We start from the raw sequence: 17,605 nt of genomic DNA, 5'->3' as shown, positions 1-17,605 counted from the left end.
GGGCGCCGGGACGGAATGTGACGAGCCGCCCCCGCGCGGTGACGATTCGCCCCGTCCCAGGGGCGGCAGACCCTCGCCGCCACGACGCGCCCGCCTACACTGCGCCGCCATGACCGAGGACAAGTGGCTCCAGCTGTACCTGACCCATCGGCGCTGGGCGGAGCGCGGCGCATGGGCCTTCCTGCTGCTCGGCTCCGCGATCGGCAACACGATCACCACCAACCTCGACATCCGCCGCGCCGGTCTTGCCTTCGAGGTCTGGGAGCCCGCGGTCTGGGAGTTCTCCAGCGCCATCCTGTGGCTGATCCTGATCCCCTGGATCCTGCGCGCCGCCGACACCAGGCCGCTGCGCTGGGGCCTGCTGCGTCGCCATCTGCCGTGGCACCTGCTGTTCGCGTTGATCACCAGCCTGGCCCATGTGCTGGGCATGGTGGCGCTGCGCAAGCTGGCTTATGCGACGCAGGACGCACGCTACGACTTCGGCAACTGGCCGCTCGAACTGGCCTACGAGGCGCTCAAGGATGTCCGCAGCTATGCCTTCATCCTGCTGATCGCCGGCGCCTACCGCCTGTTCGTCTGGCGCTGGCAGGGCGAGGCCAGCGTGCCGGCACCGGCGCCCAGCGCCGAGCCCGCCCCCGCGCCCGTACCGGCCGCGCTGCCCGAGCGGCTGCTGGTGAAGAAGCTGGGCAAGGAATTCCTGTTGCCGATGGACGAGATCGAGTGGGTGCAGGCCTGCGGCAACTACGTCAACCTGCACCGCCAGTCCCACGACTACCCGCTGCGCAGCAGCCTGGGCGCCTTCGAGCAGCGCCTCGATCCGGCAGCGTTCGTGCGCGTGCATCGCAGCTACCTGGTGCGGCTGCGGTTGATCGAGGCCATCGAGCCCACCGAGTCCGGCGATGCCCACCTGCGCCTGCGCGACGGCAGCCGCGTGCCCTGCAGCCGCACCTATCTGGAGCGGCTGAGGCAGCGTCTTGTCTGACTGGGCGATCTCCTGTCCGCCGGGTTCACCGGACCGCCCTCGCGCGGCTATGCTCTGACCCCAATGGATGCCCCCCTGGATTCCCCCGCCGCCGCCGACCCGTCGCCGCGCCTGCTGCGCGAGCCCGGTGAAGGCGGCCGCGTGCGGGCGCGGCTGGAAGGCGACTGGACGCTGCTCGCGCTGCGCGAGCGGGTCGAGGCGCTGCGGGGCGAGCTCGGCGAAGTGCCGACCGCGAATGTGTCCTGGGACCTGAGCGCGGTGCGGCGGCTCGACCCGACCGGCGCGCTGCTGCTGTGGCAGGCCTGGGGGCGCCGCCAGCCGGAAGACCTGCGCTGGCCGCCGGCGCCGATGAAGGACATGTTCCAGGCGCTGTTCGCCCGCCTCGGCAGCAAGCAGGGCAAGCCGGCGCGACCGCCGCGGATCCAGAACGTCCGCCAGTTCGGACAAGGCCTGCTGAACCTGGCGAGCCACCTGCTCGACGCGGTGGCGCTGCTGGGGCAGGTCACCCGCGACCTCGGCACGCTGGTCCGCCATCCCAACCTGATCGCGTGGAAGGACATCTCCGCGCACCTCTACCGCAGCGGTGCGCAGGCGCTGGGCATCACCGCGCTGGTGGGCGTGCTGGTGGGCATCACCCTGTCCTACCTGACCGCCAAGCAGCTGCAGAGCTACGGCGCCGACATCTACGTCATCAACATCCTGGGCATCAGCGTCTGGCGCGAGCTGGGGCCGCTGCTGGCGGCCATCCTGGTGGCGGGCCGCAGCGGCTCGGCCATGACCGCGCAGCTCGGCGTGATGCGGGTGACGCAGGAACTGGACGCGCTGTCGGTGATGGGCATCTCCCACACCATCCGGCTGGTGCTGCCCAAGATGGCGGCGCTGGCACTGTCCTTGCCCCTGGTGATGACCTGGACCAGCTGCATGGTGCTGCTGGGCGGCATGGTCGCCGCGCGGGCGACGCTGGGCCTGGAGTACGTGCAGTTCCTGCAAGGCCTGCCGGCGGCGGTGCCGGTGGCCAACCTGTGGCTGGGGTTGTCCAAGTCGGCGGTGTTCGGCCTGATGATCGCGTTCGTCGCCTGTCACTTCGGGCTGCGGATCAAGCCCAACAGCGAAAGCCTGGGCACCGGCACCACCGATTCGGTGGTCAGCGCGATCACCGTGGTCATCATCGTGGACGCCATCTTCGCGGTGATGTTCTCCGACGTGGGATTGAAGCAATGAGCGACTGCATCGAAACCGGCCCGGCCGACGCGGTCGGCGAACTGGAAGTCCGGACCGGTGATCCGGTGATCGAGGTGCGCCACGTCGGCACGGTGCTCGGCGGCGTGCGCATCCACAAGGACCTGAACCTGGAGGTCAGCGCTGGCGAGGTGCTGGGCATCATCGGCGGCTCGGGCAGCGGCAAGACCACGCTGCTGCGCCTGATGCTGGGCCTGGAGCGGCCCAGCGAGGGCGAGGTGCTGGTCTTCGGCCAGAAGCTCGGCAAGTGCGAGGCGACCGACCTGGCGCGGGTGCGGCACCGCTGGGGCGTGCTGTTCCAGCAGGGCGCGCTGTTCTCGGCGCTGACCGTGTTCGACAACATCGCACTGCCGCTGCGCGAGCTCAAGAGCCTGCCCAAGGACCTGATCGCGGAACTGGTGATGACCAAGCTCCAGCAGGTGGGCCTGAAGCCGGAGGACGGCATCAAGATGCCGGCCGAGCTCTCGGGCGGCATGGTCAAGCGGGTGTCGCTGGCGCGCTCGCTGATCATGGATCCGCAGCTGCTGTTCCTGGACGAGCCGACGGCGGGCCTGGATCCGGCGAGCTCCAAGGGCTTCGTGCAGCTGATCGAGAGCCTCAAGCGCGAGATGGCGCTGACGGTGGTGATGGTCACTCACGACGTGGACACCCTGTTCGCGATCGCCGACCGCGTGGCGGTGCTCGCGGACCAGCGCCTGATCGCGCACGGGCCGCTGGAGCAGGTGGTGAACCAGCCGCATCCGTTCATCCGCAATTTCTTCCTCGGGCATGCGGAGCGCTGCGCCGGGGACAACCTGCGCAGCTACCGCGACGCGCTGCACCACCGGGACGAGCTGGCCGCCTGAACACGGCGGCGGGCCGGCATCCCCAGACAAGAGCAAAGGATTCGGGCGGGAACATGGAAAACAAGGCGCATGCATTGGCCACCGGGCTGTTCGTGCTGCTGCTGGGCGCGGCGCTGGTGGCCATCGTGCTGTGGTTCCGCGACGACCGCGGCGACACGCAGACCTTCACCGTCGTCGCCGCCTCGGGCGTGCCGGGGCTCAACGTCAAGGCACCGGTGAAGCTGCGCGGCGTGCAGGTCGGCAAGGTGGACTCGATCCGCTTCGACCCGGTGCAGCCGCGCCAGATCCTCGTCGACATCGAGGTCGACTCCGATGCGCCGATCGCGCCGGGCACCCAGGCCAAGCTCGGGTACCAGGGCATCACCGGGCTGTCCTTCATCGACCTGGACGACGGCAAGGAGCCGGTCGATCCCCGGCAGAGCGTGCTGCAGACCCGGCGCATTCCGCTGGCGCCCGGCTTCCTCGACCAGCTGCAGGATGTCGGCCCGAAGCTCGCGGCCAGCGCGCTGGCCACGATGGACCGGATCCAGAAGGTGCTCAGCGACAGCAACCAGCAGCAGCTGTCGCAGACGCTGGCCCATCTGAACGAGGCCTCGGGCGAGCTCAACGCGCTGGTCAAGGAACTGCGCCCGACCGCGCAGGCGCTGCCGGTGCTGGTGAAGAACACCGACGGACTGGTGGTCGCCGGCCGCAACACCCTGGGCAATGTGGACACGCTGGCGAAGCAGGGCGGCGCCCTGGTCGAGGAATACAAGGGCAAGGCGGCGGCGATCGACCAGCTGGGCGATGCGGCCGCGCAGCTGCAGCGCACGCTCCGGCGCGTGGAGCTGTCGCTGGTCGGCTCGGCGGACAAGCCGCGCCAGCGCGCGGTGCTGGACGACCTGTCGCAGGCCGCCCGGGCGCTGGAGCGCGCGGCGCAGAGCATCGGCGACCAGCCGCAAAGCCTGATCCTCGGGCCCCGGCCCGCTGAGCCCGGTCCCGGCGAATCGGGCTTCGAGGCGGGAGCGAAGAAATGATCGAACCGACAACACTACCCCGCACCGGCAGCGTGCGCCGCGCCTGGACGATCGGCGCCGCCGCGTTGGCCGTCCTGCTGATGAGCGCCTGCGGCAGCCGAGCACCGGCGCCGACGCAGATGGACCTTGGTCCCGCCGCGGCTTGGCCGGCCGGAGCGCCGCTGGCCAAGCGCGTCGAGCTGCAGGCGGTGACCGCGCCGGAGACGCTGCAGGGCACCGGCATCGCTTATCGGCTCGCGGACTCGGACCCGTATGCGCGGCGCGTGTACCGCGACTCCCGCTGGGCGGCGCCGTTGCCGGTGCTGGTGGCCACGCGGCTGCGTCAGCAGATCGCGCGGGCGCCGGTCGCGTCGAATGCTGATCCGCAAGTGGTGATCGGCGTCACGCTGGAACTGGAGGAAAGCCTGCAGAGCTTCTCCAGCGCGTCGCGCAGCGAGGTGCAGGTGCGGGTGATGGCGACGTCCGAGGACGGATCGCAACGCGCGTTCGACCGGACCGAGCCGGCGGGCGGCAATGCCGAGGGCGCCGTCAAGGCGACCGCGGCGGCCGTGGATGCCCTGGCGCCGGAGATCGCGACCTGGGCGGCGAGCCTGTCGCCTCGGCCCATTCCGTCACGCGGTCGCCGCTGAGCCTCGCGCAACCCCATCCGCGGGGCGGCAGGGCGCAGTCGGAGCACGCGCTCGTCGGCGCCCTGTTCCGCTTCGCGGGGGAAAGGCTCAGATGGCGGCGATGCCTCCGCCCAGGCGCTGCTGGCGCTGGCGGAGGAAGGCTTCGGCCATGCTGGACTCGGGCTGCAGGCGCTGCCCGATGTAGAGCTCCTGGCGGCGCTCGGTGATCTGGGCGCGCAGCCGGCTGGCCATGATGCCCAGCGGATCGAGCCCCTTCCGCTCGGCGCGCTCGATCGATTCGCCGAGCGCATGCATCGTGTGGTTCTTCAGCAGCGCCGTATGGGCCTGCACCACCCGCAGCCGGCCCTGCACCGCACGCTCGGCGCTGCGCAGCCATTCCATGACCGCGTCGGCATCGCCGCCACGCACCTTCACCAGACTCTCGCCGGCGGCCAGCAGCAGCGCCTCCAGGCGTCCGCGATCGCCGGCGGCGTAGGCCTCGTTGACCTCGGCCATCTTGCGCTCACGCCGGGCTCGCTCGTCCTCGTCCGGCGCGAGGTCCGGATGCAGCCGCTTCGCCGCGCGGCGGTAGAGCGTCTTGAGCGGCGGCGGACCGACCTGGACCAGGCCGCCCTCGGGCTCCGCCGGCAGCGGTGCGCCGGCGGGCAGCACCGGCAGGTGCGGCATCGCGGTGGCGCGGGGCGATTCAGGGGCGCGCGTGTCCAGTCCGTTGCGGGCCAGCGCGTCGTGCAGGTAGCGCATCGCGCAGTAGAGCTGCGATTCCAGCGCGTCCAGCTCCATGTAGAGCGGTCCCAGCGCGGCGACGTAGCGGTCGACGAAGCGCTGCATCCGCTGCCGGCATTCGGCGTACTCGGCTTCCTGCGAAGCCAGGAAGCGCTGAAGCTCGACCAGTTGCTCGCGGCGGCGTTCGAATTCGCGCGGCGTGATGGCCTGGCTGAGCATGTTGAGCGGGATCCCTGGACGATGGCGGTATGAGCGCAGATTCTGCCGCGAGCGCATGACCGGTCAAAGCGCAAACAGCCCCTCGCGGGGCTGTTTTTCTCAGCGTTTTCACGGGGGCGCGTGCGGCGCCCGCCGGGTCAGGGGGTGGAGGCCGCGCTGGCCGCTTCCATCGGACCGCTGGCGACCGCCTCGGGCACCGCCGCGGGCGTCGCGGTGTCCGCCGCCGGTGCGCTCGCCGCGGGCGGCACATGCGCGCCGGCCGCCGGTCCGCCGGCACCGACCGCCGGCAGCAGCGGCACGATCAGCAGCGCGACGATGTTGATGATCTTGATCAGCGGATTGACCGCCGGGCCGGCCGTGTCCTTGTAGGGGTCGCCGACGGTGTCGCCGGTCACCGCGGCCTTGTGGGCGTCGCTGCCCTTGCCGCCGTGATGGCCGTCCTCGATGTACTTCTTGGCGTTGTCCCAGGCGCCGCCGCCGGTGCACATCGAGATCGCCACGAAGAGCCCGGTGACGATGGTGCCCATCAGCAGGCCGCCGAGCGCGGCGGGGCCGAGCACCAGGCCGACGACGATCGGCACGATCACCGGCAGCAGCGAGGGCACGATCATCTCCTTGATCGCCGCCGCGGTCAGCATGTCCACCGCGCGGCCGTACTCGGGCTTGCCGGTGCCTTCCATGATGCCCTTGATGTCGCGGAACTGGCGACGGACCTCCTCGACCACCGAGCCCGCCGCGCGGCCCACCGCCTCCATCGCCATCGCGCCGAAGAGGTAGGGGATCAAGCCGCCGATGAACAGCCCCACGATCACCATGTGGTTGCTCAGGTCGAAGCTCACGCTCAGGCCCTGCTGCTCCAGCGCATGGGTGTAGTCGGCGAAGAGCACCAGCGCCGCCAGGCCCGCCGAGCCGATCGCGTAGCCCTTGGTCACCGCCTTGGTGGTGTTGCCGACGGCGTCCAGCGGATCGGTGATGTCGCGCACGCTGTCGGGCAGCTCGGCCATCTCGGCGATGCCGCCGGCGTTGTCGGTGATCGGCCCGTAGGCATCCAGCGCCACGACGATGCCGGCCATGCTCAGCATCGCCGTCGCCGCGATCGCGATGCCATACAGCCCCGCCAGCTTGAACGCGACCAGGATCGCGACGCAGACGAACAGCACCGGCCAGGCCGTCGAGCGCATCGACACGCCCAGCCCCGCGATGATGTTGGTGCCGTGACCGGTGGTCGATGCCTGGGCCACATGCTGGACCGGCTTGTAGTCGGTGCCGGTGTAGTACTCGGTGATCCACACCATCGCCGCGGTCAGCAGCAGGCCGACCAGGCAGGAGAAGAAGAGGGCGTTCGCGCCGATGGTCAGGCCGCCCGGCAGCGTCAGGTCCTGCGGGAACAGCGCGCGGGTGATGAACCAGAACGCGATCGCCGACAGCACGCCGGCGACCACCAGGCCCTTGTAGAGGGCCGGCATCACGTTCTTCATGCCGGGGCTGGCCTTGACGAAACCGCAGCCGATGATGGACGCGATGATCGACGCGCCGCCCAGCACCAGCGGATAGACCAGCGCGGCGATCGACATGCCGCCGAAGGTCAGCGCGCCCAGCGCCATCGTCGCGATCAGCGTGACCGCGTAGGTCTCGAACAGGTCGGCCGCCATGCCGGCGCAGTCGCCGACGTTGTCGCCCACGTTGTCGGCGATCACCGCCGGATTGCGCGGGTCATCCTCGGGGATGCCGGCCTCGACCTTGCCGACCAGGTCGGCGCCGACGTCCGCGCCCTTGGTGAAGATGCCGCCGCCCAGCCGCGCGAAGATCGAGATCAGCGACGAGCCGAAGGCCAGGCCCAGCAGCGGCTTGAGCGTCTGGCTGTCGGCGTGGGTGCCGTTCTGGCTGACCCACATGAAGAACAGGCCCACGCCCAGCAGGCCCAGCCCGACCACCAGCATCCCGGTGATCGCGCCGCCCTTGAAGGCGACATTGAGCGCCGGGGCCATGCCCTGCGTCGCCGCCTGCGCGGTGCGCACATTGGCGCGCACCGAGACGTTCATGCCGATGAAGCCGCAAGCCCCCGACAGCACCGCGCCGACCAGGAAACCGAGGGCGGTCTTCCAGTCGAGCGCCACGCCGATCAGCAGGCCCAGCACCACGCCGGCGATGGCGATGGTGCGGTACTGGCGCGCCAGGTAGGCGGCGGCGCCTTGCTGGATCGCCCCGGCGATCTCCTGCATGCGCGGATTGCCGGCATCCTGGCTCAGGATCCAGCTGCGTTGGATAAAGCCGTAGAGCACCGCCGCCAGCCCGCAGGCCAGCGCGAAGTACAGCGCCAAACTCGTCGACATGTGTTTGTCTCCTCTCGCTGATCGCCATCCTGTGAAGACGTTCCATCCAGCGGGCGCCGGGCCTGCGCGCACGCAACAGCAACAGTCCGTCGACCCATGCTAAGCCCGTGAATACCGCATGGCATGAGCGTTTACCAGCGGATCACGGGGCTTTGCAAGGCGGGTGTCAGGCTTTGCAAGTTGGCGGACTCAGGCACGGGGCAAGGACTGGCCCCGGGCACGGCCCATGCCCTGCCGGTAGGCTTTACGCGGGCCTCACCGGCTTCACCGGCTTGGCCGCGCCGTCACCGCTTGCGGCGGGCCTTGCGAGGATCGGGCGCCTGGGCGGCGCTCGGGCCGATGTAGCGACCGCGGGGACGGATCACCGAATCAACTTCGAGCTGCTCCATCGCATGCGCGAGCAGGCCGACGCTGCGCGCGATCGCGAAGACCGCGAACGCGGCGTCGGCGGGCAGCCGGTAGCGCGCGACCAGGGCCGCGAGCGCAACGTCCATCGACGGCGGCAGGCCGGTGAGCGCCACCACGCGCTCGATCAGGCGCGCGATCGCGGCCGGCGGCTTGAACTCGTCCATGAGCGCCGCGGCGCGCGGATCGCCGTCCGGATAGATGGGATGGCCGAAGCCGGGCAGTGGCATCGCGGCGGCGAGGTAGCGGTCCACCACCGCATCGGCGCCTTCGCGTTCCACCTCGTCGAACAGTGCGCGGACGCGTCCGGAGGCGTCGCCATGGAGCGGACCGGAGAAGGTGGTCAAGCCGGCGAGCAGGCAGGCCGGCAACGAGGCGCCGGTCGATGCGGTGATGCGGGCGGAAAACGCGGAGCTGGTGATCTCGTGGTCGGCGGCGAGCACCAGCGTCTTGCGCAGCAACGCGGCGACGGCCTTCGGCAGTCCCCAGCCGCGCGCGAGGCGCTCGTGCAGCGGCCGGCCGTCCTCCGCGGCGGCGCCGAAGGCGACCGCCAGGCGGCCCACCAGACCGGCGGCTTCGTCGACCAGCACGCGCGGCAAGCGACCGCGGGTCGAGTGCCCTGTCGCGGTCAGCGCGGCCAACTCGGCGAACGCTCGGGTACGGCCCACCGGCAGTGCGGACACCACGCCCAGCGCCGACGCAGCAGGCGATCCGGGCACGTCCACGGGACTCGGGAAGCCTGGCGCCTGCTCGAGGTTCCACAGCAGTTGCGCCGCGTCTTCCAGCGTCGCCGTTGCCGCGAGGTTCACGACGTCGACGCCGCGGTAGAAGGGCCGGCCGCCGGAGAAGGTCGAGATCGCCGTCGGCAGGCTCGGCTCGGCGCCGAACAGCGTCGTGGCCGCGAGCGTCTCGCGCGTACGACCGGTTTCCTTGCGCCGCAGCAGCGCCTTCACGTCCTCGGCGCGATAGAGGCTGCGGCGCGAGTCGCCGGGATCGGGGCTGACCCCGATCCGGCCGCGGCTGACGTAGGCGTAGATCGTCTGGGCGCGCACGTCGAGGGCCTTGCGGGCTTCGTCCAGGGTCATCCAGGGGGTCATGCGGGGTGGGGCGCGTCGTTGATGGCGTCAATGTAATCGTCAACATGAGGTGCGTCCACGCGCTCACGGAAGCCTGGCAGCCCCAGACTCATCGGAGATCTCGAATCGACTTGATCTTGATGATCAATATTGACGACGAGATGGAGGGCCCGCAGCATGGGTCCACGTCGACACCGACGAGGGGCGCCCAGAAATCCTCGCGATGCCAATCTCATGCCCACCCCGACGGAGACAACCGCATGACCCGCATGAACCCCGCGCGCCGACTGGCCGCTCTGACGCTCCTGAGTTCGGCCAGCCTGGCGTCGCTGGGCGCCTGGGCGCAGAGCCAGGCAGTCGCTGGCGGCGCATATCCGACCAAGCCGATCACGATCGTGGTCGGCTCCAGCCCTGGCAGCACCACCGACGGCCTGGCCCGTGCGATCGGCGCGGAGATCACCGCGGCCACCCACGTGCCGGTGGTGATCGAGAACAAGGCCGGCGCCAGCGGCGGCATTGCGGCCCAGACGGTGGCGCGTTCGGCGGCCGATGGCTACACGCTGTTCATCACCACCAACACGACCCAGGCCGCCAATCCGCACCTGTTCCGCAAGCTGGCCTACGACCCGGTGAAGGATTTCGCGCCGGTGGGCGCGCTGGTCAAGGGCTATCTGCTGCTGGTGACGCATCCGCGCGTGGCCGCCCGCAATGTCACCGAACTCAGCGCGATCGCGAAGCAGCAGGACTTGACCTTTGGCGCGGGCAGCTCGTCGGCGCGCGTCGCGGCGGAGCTGTTCCAGCAGATGACGAAGACCCAGCTCACCTATGTGCCGTACAAGGCCAACCCGCAGGCGATGGTCGATCTGGTCGGCGGGCAGGTGGACCTGATGATCGTCGACCTCACCACCAGCCTGCCGCAGGTCAAGGCCGGCAAGCTGAGGGCCCTGGGGGTGAGCAGCCCCCGGCGCTCCCCGCTGGTCCCGGACCTGCCGACGATCGCCGAGGCCGGCCTGCCCGGCTACGAGATCAGCTACTGGAACGCCGTATACGCGCCCGCCGGCACGCCCGCGCCGGTGATCGATCGCCTCAACGCCCTGATGCAGAAGGCCATGACCGCGGAGCCGGTCCGGCGCTTCGTCGAGCAGAACGGCATGGAACCGTTCACCTCCACGCCTGCCGAGCTGGCGAGCTTCCAGGCGGCCGAGTACCGGCGCTGGGGCGCCGTCATCAAGGCCGCCGGCATTCAGCCCGAATGACGCCCACCGCCCGGGCCTCCCGCGCCCGGCGAGGTCCCGCCGCCTCGCGCGTCCCCGTCCCGCTTCGCACCCGGTTCGCCATCCTGAAGAAAGCGCCATGAAACCGCACATCCTGCAACTGAATCCCATCCTCGTGCCGTCGATCAACGCGCGGCTGGACGAGCTGTACACGATGCATCGCCTGTTCGAGCAGGCGGATCCGGACGCCTACATCGCGACGCACGGCGCCGCGGTGCGCGGCGTGATCACCGGCGGGCACACGGGCATTTCGCGCGCGCTGATGGAGCGGCTGCCGGCCCTGGAAGTCGTCGCGGTGAACGGCGTCGGTACCGACGCGGTCGATCTGGCCTACGCCCGGTCGCGCGGCCTGCCGGTGACGGGCACCTTCGGCGCGCTGACCGAGGACGTCGCCGACATGGCGCTGGGCCTGCTGCTGGCGACCTGCCGCCACCTCGGCGCCGTCGACCGCTTCGTGCGCGGCGGCCTGTGGCCGAAGTTTCCGCAGCCGGGCGCGCTCCCGCTGGCCCGCCGCGTCAGCGGCATGCGGGTGGGCATCGTCGGGCTGGGGCGCGTCGGCCGCGCGGTGGCGGAGCGCGTCGGCGCCTTTGGCTGTCCGGTGCGCTACACCGACCTGAGGGAGATGCCCGGCGTGACCTGGGCCTTCGAGGCCGACCTGGTGCAGCTCGCCCGCGACAGCGACGCGCTGATCGTCTGCGCCGCCGCCGACCAGGCGCGCGACCTGATCGACGCGGCGGTGCTGGAGGCGCTGGGCCCGCGCGGCTTCCTGATCAACGTCGCGCGCGGCCGGCTGGTGAAGGAGGCGGACCTGGTCCGGGCGCTGCAGGAGCGGCGCATCGCCGGCGCCGGCCTGGACGTCTTCGCGGACGAGCCCAACGTGCCGCCAGCGCTGCTGGACATGGACAACGTCGTGCTGCAGGCCCATCGCGCCAGCGCCACCGAGGAGACGCGCGCGGCGATGGGTCGGATGGTGCTGGACAGCCTGGCGCAGGCGCTGGCCGGCGAGCGCCCGGTGCACAGCCTCACCACCTGAGCCTGGCGTGCCGGGACGCCCCAACCGGCGCGAGGCCCCGCCGTGATGGGGGTGGGCGTCAGGGCCGGTTCAGGCGACCCTCTAGAATTGCGGCTTTTCCGGATTCCCGGATTCACTCGCTGTCCACCACCATGAGCCTGCACAAAGTCACCCCCGGCGCGAAGGCGCCCGAGCAGTTCAACGTCGTCATCGAGATCCCGATGAACGCGGACCCGATCAAGTACGAGGTCGACAAGGAAAGCGGCGCGCTGTTCGTCGATCGCTTCATGACGACGGCCATGCACTACCCGTGCAACTACGGCTACATCCCGCAGACGCTGGCTGACGACGGCGATCCGGTGGACGTGCTGGTGATCACGCCGTTCCCGCTGACCCCCGGCGTGGTGGTGACCTGCCGCGCCATCGGCGTGCTGCAGATGGACGACGAAGCGGGCGGCGATGCCAAGCTGCTGGCCGTGCCGACGACCAAGATCCTGCCGATCTACGAGCACTGGACCAAGCCCGAGGACATCAACCAGATGCGCCTGAAGGCGATCCAGCACTTCTTCGAGCACTACAAGGACCTCGAGGCCGGCAAGTGGGTGAAGGTCAAGGGCTGGGAAGGTCCCGAGGCCGCCAAGAAGGAAATCACCGACGGCCTGGCCAACTACGCGAAGGCGCAGCAAGGCTGAGCCTCGCTCGCCGCGACGGCCGCCCGTCGCAGCGGTCCGCTGACGCCGATACAGGAAGCGCCCCGATGCCATCGGGGCGCTTTTTCATTGGGCGGCAACTGTGCGACCCGCTCGCGACCAGCCTGCGCCGCGCTCAGCCGCCGGAGGTCTTGAAAGGCTGATGCCGCTCCAGCTCGTCGATGTACTCGTCCATCGCCTCGCCCTCGCGCTGCAGGAAATCCGCGACCGCCTCCCGGAACTGCGGATGCGCGAGCCAGTGCGCCGAGTGCGTCGCCACCGGCATCAGCCCGCGCGCCATCTTGTGCTCGCCCTGCGCGCCGCCTTCGAAGCGTCGCCAGCCGTTCTCCAGGCACCAGGCCAGCGGCTGGTAGTAGCACGCGTCGAAGTGCAGGTGGGGGATGTAGCGCGTCGAGCCCCAGTAGCGTCCGTATGCCGCGCGCTGGGATTCGTCGATCGCCACCAGCGAGGCTGCGACGCGTTCACCCTGATCGTCGCGGGCGACGAACATCAGCCAATGCTCCGGCATGTCCGTCGCCATGCGCGCGAAGAAGTCGCGCGTCAGGTAGGGCTTGTTGCGGTGGGCCAGGTAGGTGAGCGTGTAGCACTCGTAGAAGAAGTCCCAGTCCGCGGTCGTGATCGCGGCGCCGCGCAGCGTCTCGAAACGGATGCCTGCCTCGGCGACCTTGCGCCGTTCCTGCTGGATCTTCTTGCGCTTCTCCCGCTGCAGCGTGGCGAGGTAGTCGGCGAAGGCCCGCGGCTCGCCGTCGCCGGTCCAGTGGAACTGCACCTGCTGCCGCGCCAGCCAGTCATCGCCGGTCAGCGCGCGCTGGTCCTGCTCGTCGCCGAAGAGCACATGCACCGACGACAGCTCCGAGCGCGCCGTCAGCGCCCGCAGCGCCTTCACCAGCCAGGCGCGCGCCGCCTCGTCGCGGGCCAGCAACCGGCTGCCGGGCACCGGTGTGAAGGGCACGGCGACCAGCAGCTTGGGGTAGTACGCGAGACCGTGGCGCTCGTAGGCATCGGCCCACGCCCAATCGAAGACGTATTCGCCGTACGAGTGGCCCTTGAGGTAGGCCGGGCAGGCGGCGATCAGCGTGTCGCCGTCCCAGACGCTGAGGAACTGCGCCTGCCAGCCCTTGCTCGCCACCGCCGAGCCGGACGCGTGCATCGCCTCGAGGTACTCGAGCTTCATGAAGGGCGATGGCCAGGCGGAGGCCGCGAGCAGCGCGTTCCATTGATCGCGGGGCAGGGCGGCAGGATCGTCGTCGACCCGGATCAGCGGCTGTACGGCATGCGGCGCCGAGGGCGCGTCGCGATCGGCGGCCGAGCCCGGCGCGGCCTCCGGATCCGGCCTGGCCACGGAGGAAGAAGGGGAAGCGGGCGGGGAGGAGGGCGAGGGCGGGGCGGTCATGCGCGGCAAATCTTAGGGGCAAGCTCAAAGCCCTCGCTTTGGTGGCAGGATGGCTCCCATGCAAGCGACGACGCCCTCCACCCCGACCGCGGCCGCCCACGCCAGGCCGTCCTTCGACAACCTCTACACCCACGATTTCGCCCGCGTCGCGGTCGGCGTGCCGTTGTGCCGCGTCGCCGATCCGGCCTTCAACGGCGAGCAGACGGCCCAACTGCTGCGCGAGGCGGCGGCCGACGGCGCCGTGGTGGCCGCCTTCCCGGAACTGGGCCTGGCCGCCTACACCAGTGACGACCTCTTCCATCAGCGCCCACTGCTCGATGGCTGTGAGGCCGCGCTGGCGCATCTGCTGGCGGTCTCGAAGGACCTGCCCACGGTGGCGATCGTCGGCCTGCCGCTGCGCATCGAGCACCGGCTGTTCAACTGCGCCGTCGTGTTCCAGCGCGGCCGTCTGCTGGCGGTGCTGCCCAAGACCTATCTGCCGAACTACGGCGAGTTCTACGAAGCGCGCCAGTTCAATGCCGCCGACGAGGCGATCTCGGAGGAGATCACGCTGCTCGGCCAGCGGGTGGCCTTCGGGACGCGCATCGTGATCGCCGCCAGCGACCTGCCGCTGCTGCGCCTGCACGTCGAGATCTGCGAGGACGTCTGGACGCCGATTCCGCCGTCCTCCTATGCGGCGCTCGCGGGCGCGACGGTGCTGGTCAACCTGTCGGCGTCCAACATCACGGTCGGCAAGTCGGGCTACCGGCACCAGTTGGTCGGCCAGCAGTCGGCCCGCTGCCTTGCGGCCTATGTCTACACCTCGGCTGGCGCTGGCGAGTCCAGCACCGACCTGGCCTGGGACGGTCAGGCGCTGGTCTACGAGAACGGCAGCTTCCTCGCCGAGAGCGAACGCTTCCAGCGCCGCTCGCAGCTGGTGGCGGCGGATGTCGACCTGGAGCGGCTGTCGCGCGAGCGCATGCGGCAGACCAGCTTCGGCGATTCGGTGCGGCACCACGCGCCGCTGCTGAAGGCATTCCGCACCGTCGAGTTCGAGTTCGGCCTGGACCGCGCGCAACCGCTGCCGCTGCGTCGCCGCGTCGAGCGCTTCCCGTATGTGCCCGCCGACCGCCAGCGCCGCGACGAGCGCTGCAACGAGGTCTTCCACATCCAGGTCCAGGCGCTGGTGCAGCGGCTGGTCTCGAGCGGCATCCACAAGCTGGTCATCGGCATCTCGGGCGGGCTGGACTCGACCCATGCGCTGCTGGTCGCCGCGCGCGCGATGGACCAGATGGGCTGGCCGCGGTCCAACATCCTGGGCGTCACCATGCCCGGATTCGCGACCGGCGACCGCACGCGCGACCAGGCGCTGCGCCTGATGCGGGAGATCGGCTGCGAGGCCCGCGAGATCGATATCCGCCCGAGTTGCGAGCAGATGCTCAAGGACCTCGGCCATCCGTACGCGAATGGCGAGCCGGTCTATGACGTGACCTTCGAGAACGTCCAGGCCGGCGAGCGCACCAGCCACCTGTTCCGACTGGCCAACCACACCGGCGCGCTGGTGCTGGGCACCGGCGATCTGAGCGAACTCGCGCTGGGCTGGTGCACCTACGGGGTGGGCGACCACATGTCGCACTACAACGTGAACGCCTCGGTGCCCAAGACGCTGATCCAGTACCTGGTGCGCTGGGTCGCGGAGACCGAGCAGCTCGGCCATGCCGGGCGCGACGTGCTGCTCGACATCCTTGGCACCGAGATCAGTCCGGAACTGGTGCCGCAGGAGGCCGCGGCGGAGGGCTCCTCCGGACTGCAGAGCACCGAGGACAGGATCGGTCGCTACGAGCTCCAGGACTTCAACCTGTTCTACACGATCCGCCACGGGTACTCGCCGACGAAGATCGCTTTCCTGGCGCGGCATGCGTGGGGCGACCGGACGCGCGGCGACTGGCCGGATGGCGAGCATGTGCGGCGCAACGAATACCCGCTGGCAGAGATCAAGCGGGTGCTGCGGATCTTCGTCAGCCGCTTCTTCCGCGGCAGCCAGTTCAAGCGCAGTTGCGTGCCCAATGCGCCCAAGGTGGGCAGCGGCGGATCGCTGTCGCCGCGCGGGGACTGGCGCGCGCCGAGCGATTCGGAGCCGGCGGTCTGGCTGGCGGACCTGGACCGCATCCCGGACTGACGGGGAGGGCGATGCCTCCCTTCTTCAACCGAGGGGGCCGTCCCAAAGGATCCGTGCTTAAATCACAGCCAGTCTTGCCTGCTAGAAACCCTCTCTCGGAGCCTCGTGATGAAACAGATCACCGCCATCATCAAACCGTTCAAGCTCGACGAAGTGCGTGAAGCGCTGGCCGAGGTCGGCGCCTCAGGCCTGACGGTCACCGAAGTGAAGGGCTTCGGCCGCCAGAAGGGGCATACCGAGCTGTATCGCGGCGCCGAGTACGTGGTCGACTTCCTGCCCAAGGTGAAGGTCGAGGTGGTGGTGAAGGACGACGAGGTCGATCGCTGCATCGACGCCATCCTGAAGGCCGCCAAGACCGGCAAGATCGGCGACGGCAAGATCTTCGTCACCGCTGTCGAGCAGGTCATCCGCATCCGCACCGGCGAACAGGACGAAGCGGCGGTCTGACCGTCCGGGCCGGTCCCGGGTCCATCGGATGCATGAACAAGGGCGAGGCGCCGATCGGCGTCCCGCCCTTGTTGCATTCGGCGCGGCGCAGTGACGAGCCTCAGCGCAGGTGTTGCCAGATCGCCGCCAGCCAGATCCCGCCGGCCAGCACCAGCGACAGCAGCACGGCGGCGCTGGCGATGTCCTTGGCGCGCTTGCTCAGCTCGTGGAGCTCGAAGGAGACGCGGTCGATCGCCGCCTCCACCGCCGAATTGAGCAGCTCGACGATCAGCACCAGGATCAGCGACCCCAGCAGCAGCGCGACCTGCACCCAGTCGCGGCCCAGCCAGAACGCGAGCGGCGTGCCGATGATCGTCAGCCAGGTTTCCTGCCGGAAGGCGCTTTCGCCGACGTAGGCGGCGCGCAGCCCGGCCCAGGAGTAGCCGGCGGCGTGCAGGATGCGGTCCAGGCCGGTACGGCCCTTGTGGGGATTGCTCATCGTCGGGAGGCGGAGGGGATCAGGAGTCGGCCGGCTGCGGCGCGGCGCGCTTGTTCGGGCGCGGCGGCGGCAGCTGCGTGATCAGGCGGGTGCCGCAGATCACGTCGTGCAGGAACTGTCGCTGCGGATGCAGCCGCGCCAGCAGCAGGTAGCCTGCGACGCCGGCGAACATCGCGCCGAAGATGGCGCCGGTGCTCTGGCTCAGTCCGAGCAGATGGACGCTCGCCAGCGCTGGCAGGAACCAGAGCCAGGCGGCGAGGTAGCGCGCGGTGGCGCGCGCCTGCGTGAGCGTTCGCCCCTGGGTGTCGACAACGCGCAGATGCCAGGCGCGCATGGCGACCGTCTGACCGCCCCGCGACCAGAACCAGATGAAGTAGATGCCCAGGATCAGGAATAGGAAGGCCTGCAGCCCGTGCGTACCGATCAGCGCGTTGCGCTGCTGGGTGAGCGTCGAGTACAGCCAGCCGGCGATGAAGACGACGCCGAACAGGACGACGCCCTCATAGATGAAGGACGCGAGGCGGCGCATCAGGCCGGGTGGCGCGTCGTCGTCGGCAACGGGTGCGGAAGTCATCCCGCCAGTTTAGCGGCTGGCTCCGGTGCGGCGAGGCAGCAGCGTGTGCGGGTCCAGCCCGGCTTCGCGGGGCGCGCGCAGGGGCCGGCCGG

The 17,605-nt window shown here is 70.2% G+C and carries 16 protein-coding genes; 10 read left to right on the top strand and 6 right to left on the bottom strand.

The features are described 5' to 3' along the window. Positions 1–109 precede the first annotated feature (109 nt). From CS062_RS08010 to CS062_RS07990, 5 genes are all read left to right on the top strand, one after another. Complete coding sequence (locus CS062_RS08010; protein WP_158238707.1) at positions 110–982, top strand: LytTR family DNA-binding domain-containing protein; 873 nt, start codon at positions 110–112, stop codon at positions 980–982. Between the two features lie 63 nt (positions 983–1,045). Continuing rightward, positions 1,046–2,203, top strand: coding sequence for an ABC transporter permease (locus CS062_RS08005; RefSeq protein WP_099861041.1), 1,158 nt, complete (start codon positions 1,046–1,048; stop codon positions 2,201–2,203). Further along, positions 2,200–3,066, top strand: a complete 867-nt coding sequence (locus CS062_RS08000; RefSeq protein WP_099861040.1) for an ABC transporter ATP-binding protein — start codon at positions 2,200–2,202, stop codon at positions 3,064–3,066. The genes CS062_RS08005 and CS062_RS08000 overlap by 4 nt, the downstream gene beginning before the upstream one ends. A gap of 53 nt (positions 3,067–3,119) precedes the next feature. Next, on the top strand, positions 3,120–4,082 hold the full coding sequence (locus CS062_RS07995; RefSeq protein WP_099861038.1) for an MlaD family protein: 963 nt from the start codon (positions 3,120–3,122) through the stop codon (positions 4,080–4,082). Continuing rightward, entirely contained in the window at positions 4,079–4,711 is a 633-nt protein-coding gene (locus CS062_RS07990) for an ABC-type transport auxiliary lipoprotein family protein (protein ID WP_099861036.1), read from the top strand. Before CS062_RS07995 ends, CS062_RS07990 begins: the two co-directional genes overlap by 4 nt. Before the next feature lie 87 nt (positions 4,712–4,798). Here CS062_RS07990 and CS062_RS07985 read toward each other — a convergent pair whose 3' ends face one another. The 3 genes from CS062_RS07985 to CS062_RS07975 form a co-directional block, all read right to left on the bottom strand. After that, complete coding sequence (locus CS062_RS07985; protein ID WP_099861035.1) at positions 4,799–5,653, bottom strand: J domain-containing protein; 855 nt, start codon at positions 5,651–5,653, stop codon at positions 4,799–4,801. Between the two features lie 137 nt (positions 5,654–5,790). Next, positions 5,791–7,986 (bottom strand): sodium-translocating pyrophosphatase, encoded by a 2,196-nt coding sequence (locus tag CS062_RS07980; RefSeq protein WP_099861033.1) that lies wholly within the window; start codon positions 7,984–7,986, stop codon positions 5,791–5,793. Between the two features lie 284 nt (positions 7,987–8,270). Continuing rightward, positions 8,271–9,488 carry a citrate synthase family protein gene (locus CS062_RS07975; protein ID WP_099861031.1) on the bottom strand — a complete coding sequence of 406 codons (1,218 nt, stop codon included), beginning with the start codon at positions 9,486–9,488 and terminating at the stop codon, positions 8,271–8,273. 239 nt (positions 9,489–9,727) lie between these two features. On the opposite strand from CS062_RS07975, the gene CS062_RS07970 reads away from it, so the two are divergent. The 3 genes from CS062_RS07970 (at position 9,728) to ppa (ending at position 12,445) form a co-directional block, all read left to right on the top strand. Then, positions 9,728–10,723 (top strand): Bug family tripartite tricarboxylate transporter substrate binding protein, encoded by a 996-nt coding sequence (locus CS062_RS07970; protein ID WP_438270463.1) that lies wholly within the window; start codon positions 9,728–9,730, stop codon positions 10,721–10,723. A 97-nt stretch (positions 10,724–10,820) separates the two neighbouring features. After that, positions 10,821–11,774 (top strand): 2-hydroxyacid dehydrogenase, encoded by a 954-nt coding sequence (locus CS062_RS07965; protein WP_099861029.1) that lies wholly within the window; start codon positions 10,821–10,823, stop codon positions 11,772–11,774. Between the two features lie 131 nt (positions 11,775–11,905). Further along, on the top strand, positions 11,906–12,445 hold the full coding sequence (ppa, locus tag CS062_RS07960; RefSeq protein WP_091722714.1) for an inorganic diphosphatase: 540 nt from the start codon (positions 11,906–11,908) through the stop codon (positions 12,443–12,445). Between the two features lie 133 nt (positions 12,446–12,578). Here the strand turns inward: ppa and CS062_RS07955 are convergent, their stop codons facing one another. Further along, positions 12,579–13,856 (bottom strand): GNAT family N-acetyltransferase, encoded by a 1,278-nt coding sequence (locus CS062_RS07955; RefSeq protein WP_099861027.1) that lies wholly within the window; start codon positions 13,854–13,856, stop codon positions 12,579–12,581. Between the two features lie 58 nt (positions 13,857–13,914). On the opposite strand from CS062_RS07955, the gene CS062_RS07950 reads away from it, so the two are divergent. After that, a complete protein-coding gene (locus CS062_RS07950; RefSeq protein WP_099861025.1) occupies positions 13,915–16,014 on the top strand; it encodes an NAD(+) synthase in 2,100 nt (699 codons plus the stop codon). Positions 16,015–16,122: 108 nt separating this feature from the next. Further along, the gene (locus tag CS062_RS07945) at positions 16,123–16,461 is read left to right on the top strand and encodes a P-II family nitrogen regulator (RefSeq protein ID WP_091722727.1); all 339 of its coding nucleotides are present in this window, start codon (positions 16,123–16,125) and stop codon (positions 16,459–16,461) included. A 100-nt stretch (positions 16,462–16,561) separates the two neighbouring features. Here the strand turns inward: CS062_RS07945 and CS062_RS07940 are convergent, their stop codons facing one another. Next, on the bottom strand, positions 16,562–16,939 hold the full coding sequence (locus tag CS062_RS07940) for a diacylglycerol kinase (RefSeq protein WP_099861024.1): 378 nt from the start codon (positions 16,937–16,939) through the stop codon (positions 16,562–16,564). A gap of 19 nt (positions 16,940–16,958) precedes the next feature. Beyond that, positions 16,959–17,513, bottom strand: a complete 555-nt coding sequence (locus tag CS062_RS07935; protein ID WP_099861022.1) for an RDD family protein — start codon at positions 17,511–17,513, stop codon at positions 16,959–16,961. Between the last annotated feature and the right edge of the window lie 92 nt (positions 17,514–17,605).

The organism is Roseateles chitinivorans, from assembly GCF_002761755.1.
GTDB lineage: Bacteria > Pseudomonadota > Gammaproteobacteria > Burkholderiales > Burkholderiaceae_C > Roseateles > Roseateles chitinivorans.
The sequence above is the reverse complement of the archived record's forward strand: the minus strand, read 5'-3'. Positions and strand labels throughout refer to the sequence as shown.

Bases quoted from the DNA above. Each gene is read 5' to 3' on its own strand.
- CS062_RS07935 (WP_099861022.1), bottom strand. From the start codon at position 17,513: ATGACTTCCGCACCCGTTGCCGACGACGACGCGCCACCCGGCCTGATG.
- CS062_RS08000 (WP_099861040.1), top strand. From the start codon at position 2,200: ATGAGCGACTGCATCGAAACCGGCCCGGCCGACGCGGTCGGCGAACTG.
- ppa (WP_091722714.1), top strand. From the start codon at position 11,906: ATGAGCCTGCACAAAGTCACCCCCGGCGCGAAGGCGCCCGAGCAGTTC.
- CS062_RS08005 (WP_099861041.1), top strand. From the start codon at position 1,046: ATGGATGCCCCCCTGGATTCCCCCGCCGCCGCCGACCCGTCGCCGCGC.
- CS062_RS07965 (WP_099861029.1), top strand. From the start codon at position 10,821: ATGAAACCGCACATCCTGCAACTGAATCCCATCCTCGTGCCGTCGATC.
- CS062_RS07980 (WP_099861033.1), bottom strand. From the start codon at position 7,986: ATGTCGACGAGTTTGGCGCTGTACTTCGCGCTGGCCTGCGGGCTGGCG.
- CS062_RS07985 (WP_099861035.1), bottom strand. From the start codon at position 5,653: ATGCTCAGCCAGGCCATCACGCCGCGCGAATTCGAACGCCGCCGCGAG.
- CS062_RS07990 (WP_099861036.1), top strand. From the start codon at position 4,079: ATGATCGAACCGACAACACTACCCCGCACCGGCAGCGTGCGCCGCGCC.
- CS062_RS07955 (WP_099861027.1), bottom strand. From the start codon at position 13,856: ATGACCGCCCCGCCCTCGCCCTCCTCCCCGCCCGCTTCCCCTTCTTCC.
- CS062_RS07970 (WP_438270463.1), top strand. From the start codon at position 9,728: ATGACCCGCATGAACCCCGCGCGCCGACTGGCCGCTCTGACGCTCCTG.
- CS062_RS07975 (WP_099861031.1), bottom strand. From the start codon at position 9,488: ATGACCCCCTGGATGACCCTGGACGAAGCCCGCAAGGCCCTCGACGTG.
- CS062_RS07945 (WP_091722727.1), top strand. From the start codon at position 16,123: ATGAAACAGATCACCGCCATCATCAAACCGTTCAAGCTCGACGAAGTG.
- CS062_RS07995 (WP_099861038.1), top strand. From the start codon at position 3,120: ATGGAAAACAAGGCGCATGCATTGGCCACCGGGCTGTTCGTGCTGCTG.
- CS062_RS08010 (WP_158238707.1), top strand. From the start codon at position 110: ATGACCGAGGACAAGTGGCTCCAGCTGTACCTGACCCATCGGCGCTGG.
- CS062_RS07940 (WP_099861024.1), bottom strand. From the start codon at position 16,939: ATGAGCAATCCCCACAAGGGCCGTACCGGCCTGGACCGCATCCTGCAC.
- CS062_RS07950 (WP_099861025.1), top strand. From the start codon at position 13,915: ATGCAAGCGACGACGCCCTCCACCCCGACCGCGGCCGCCCACGCCAGG.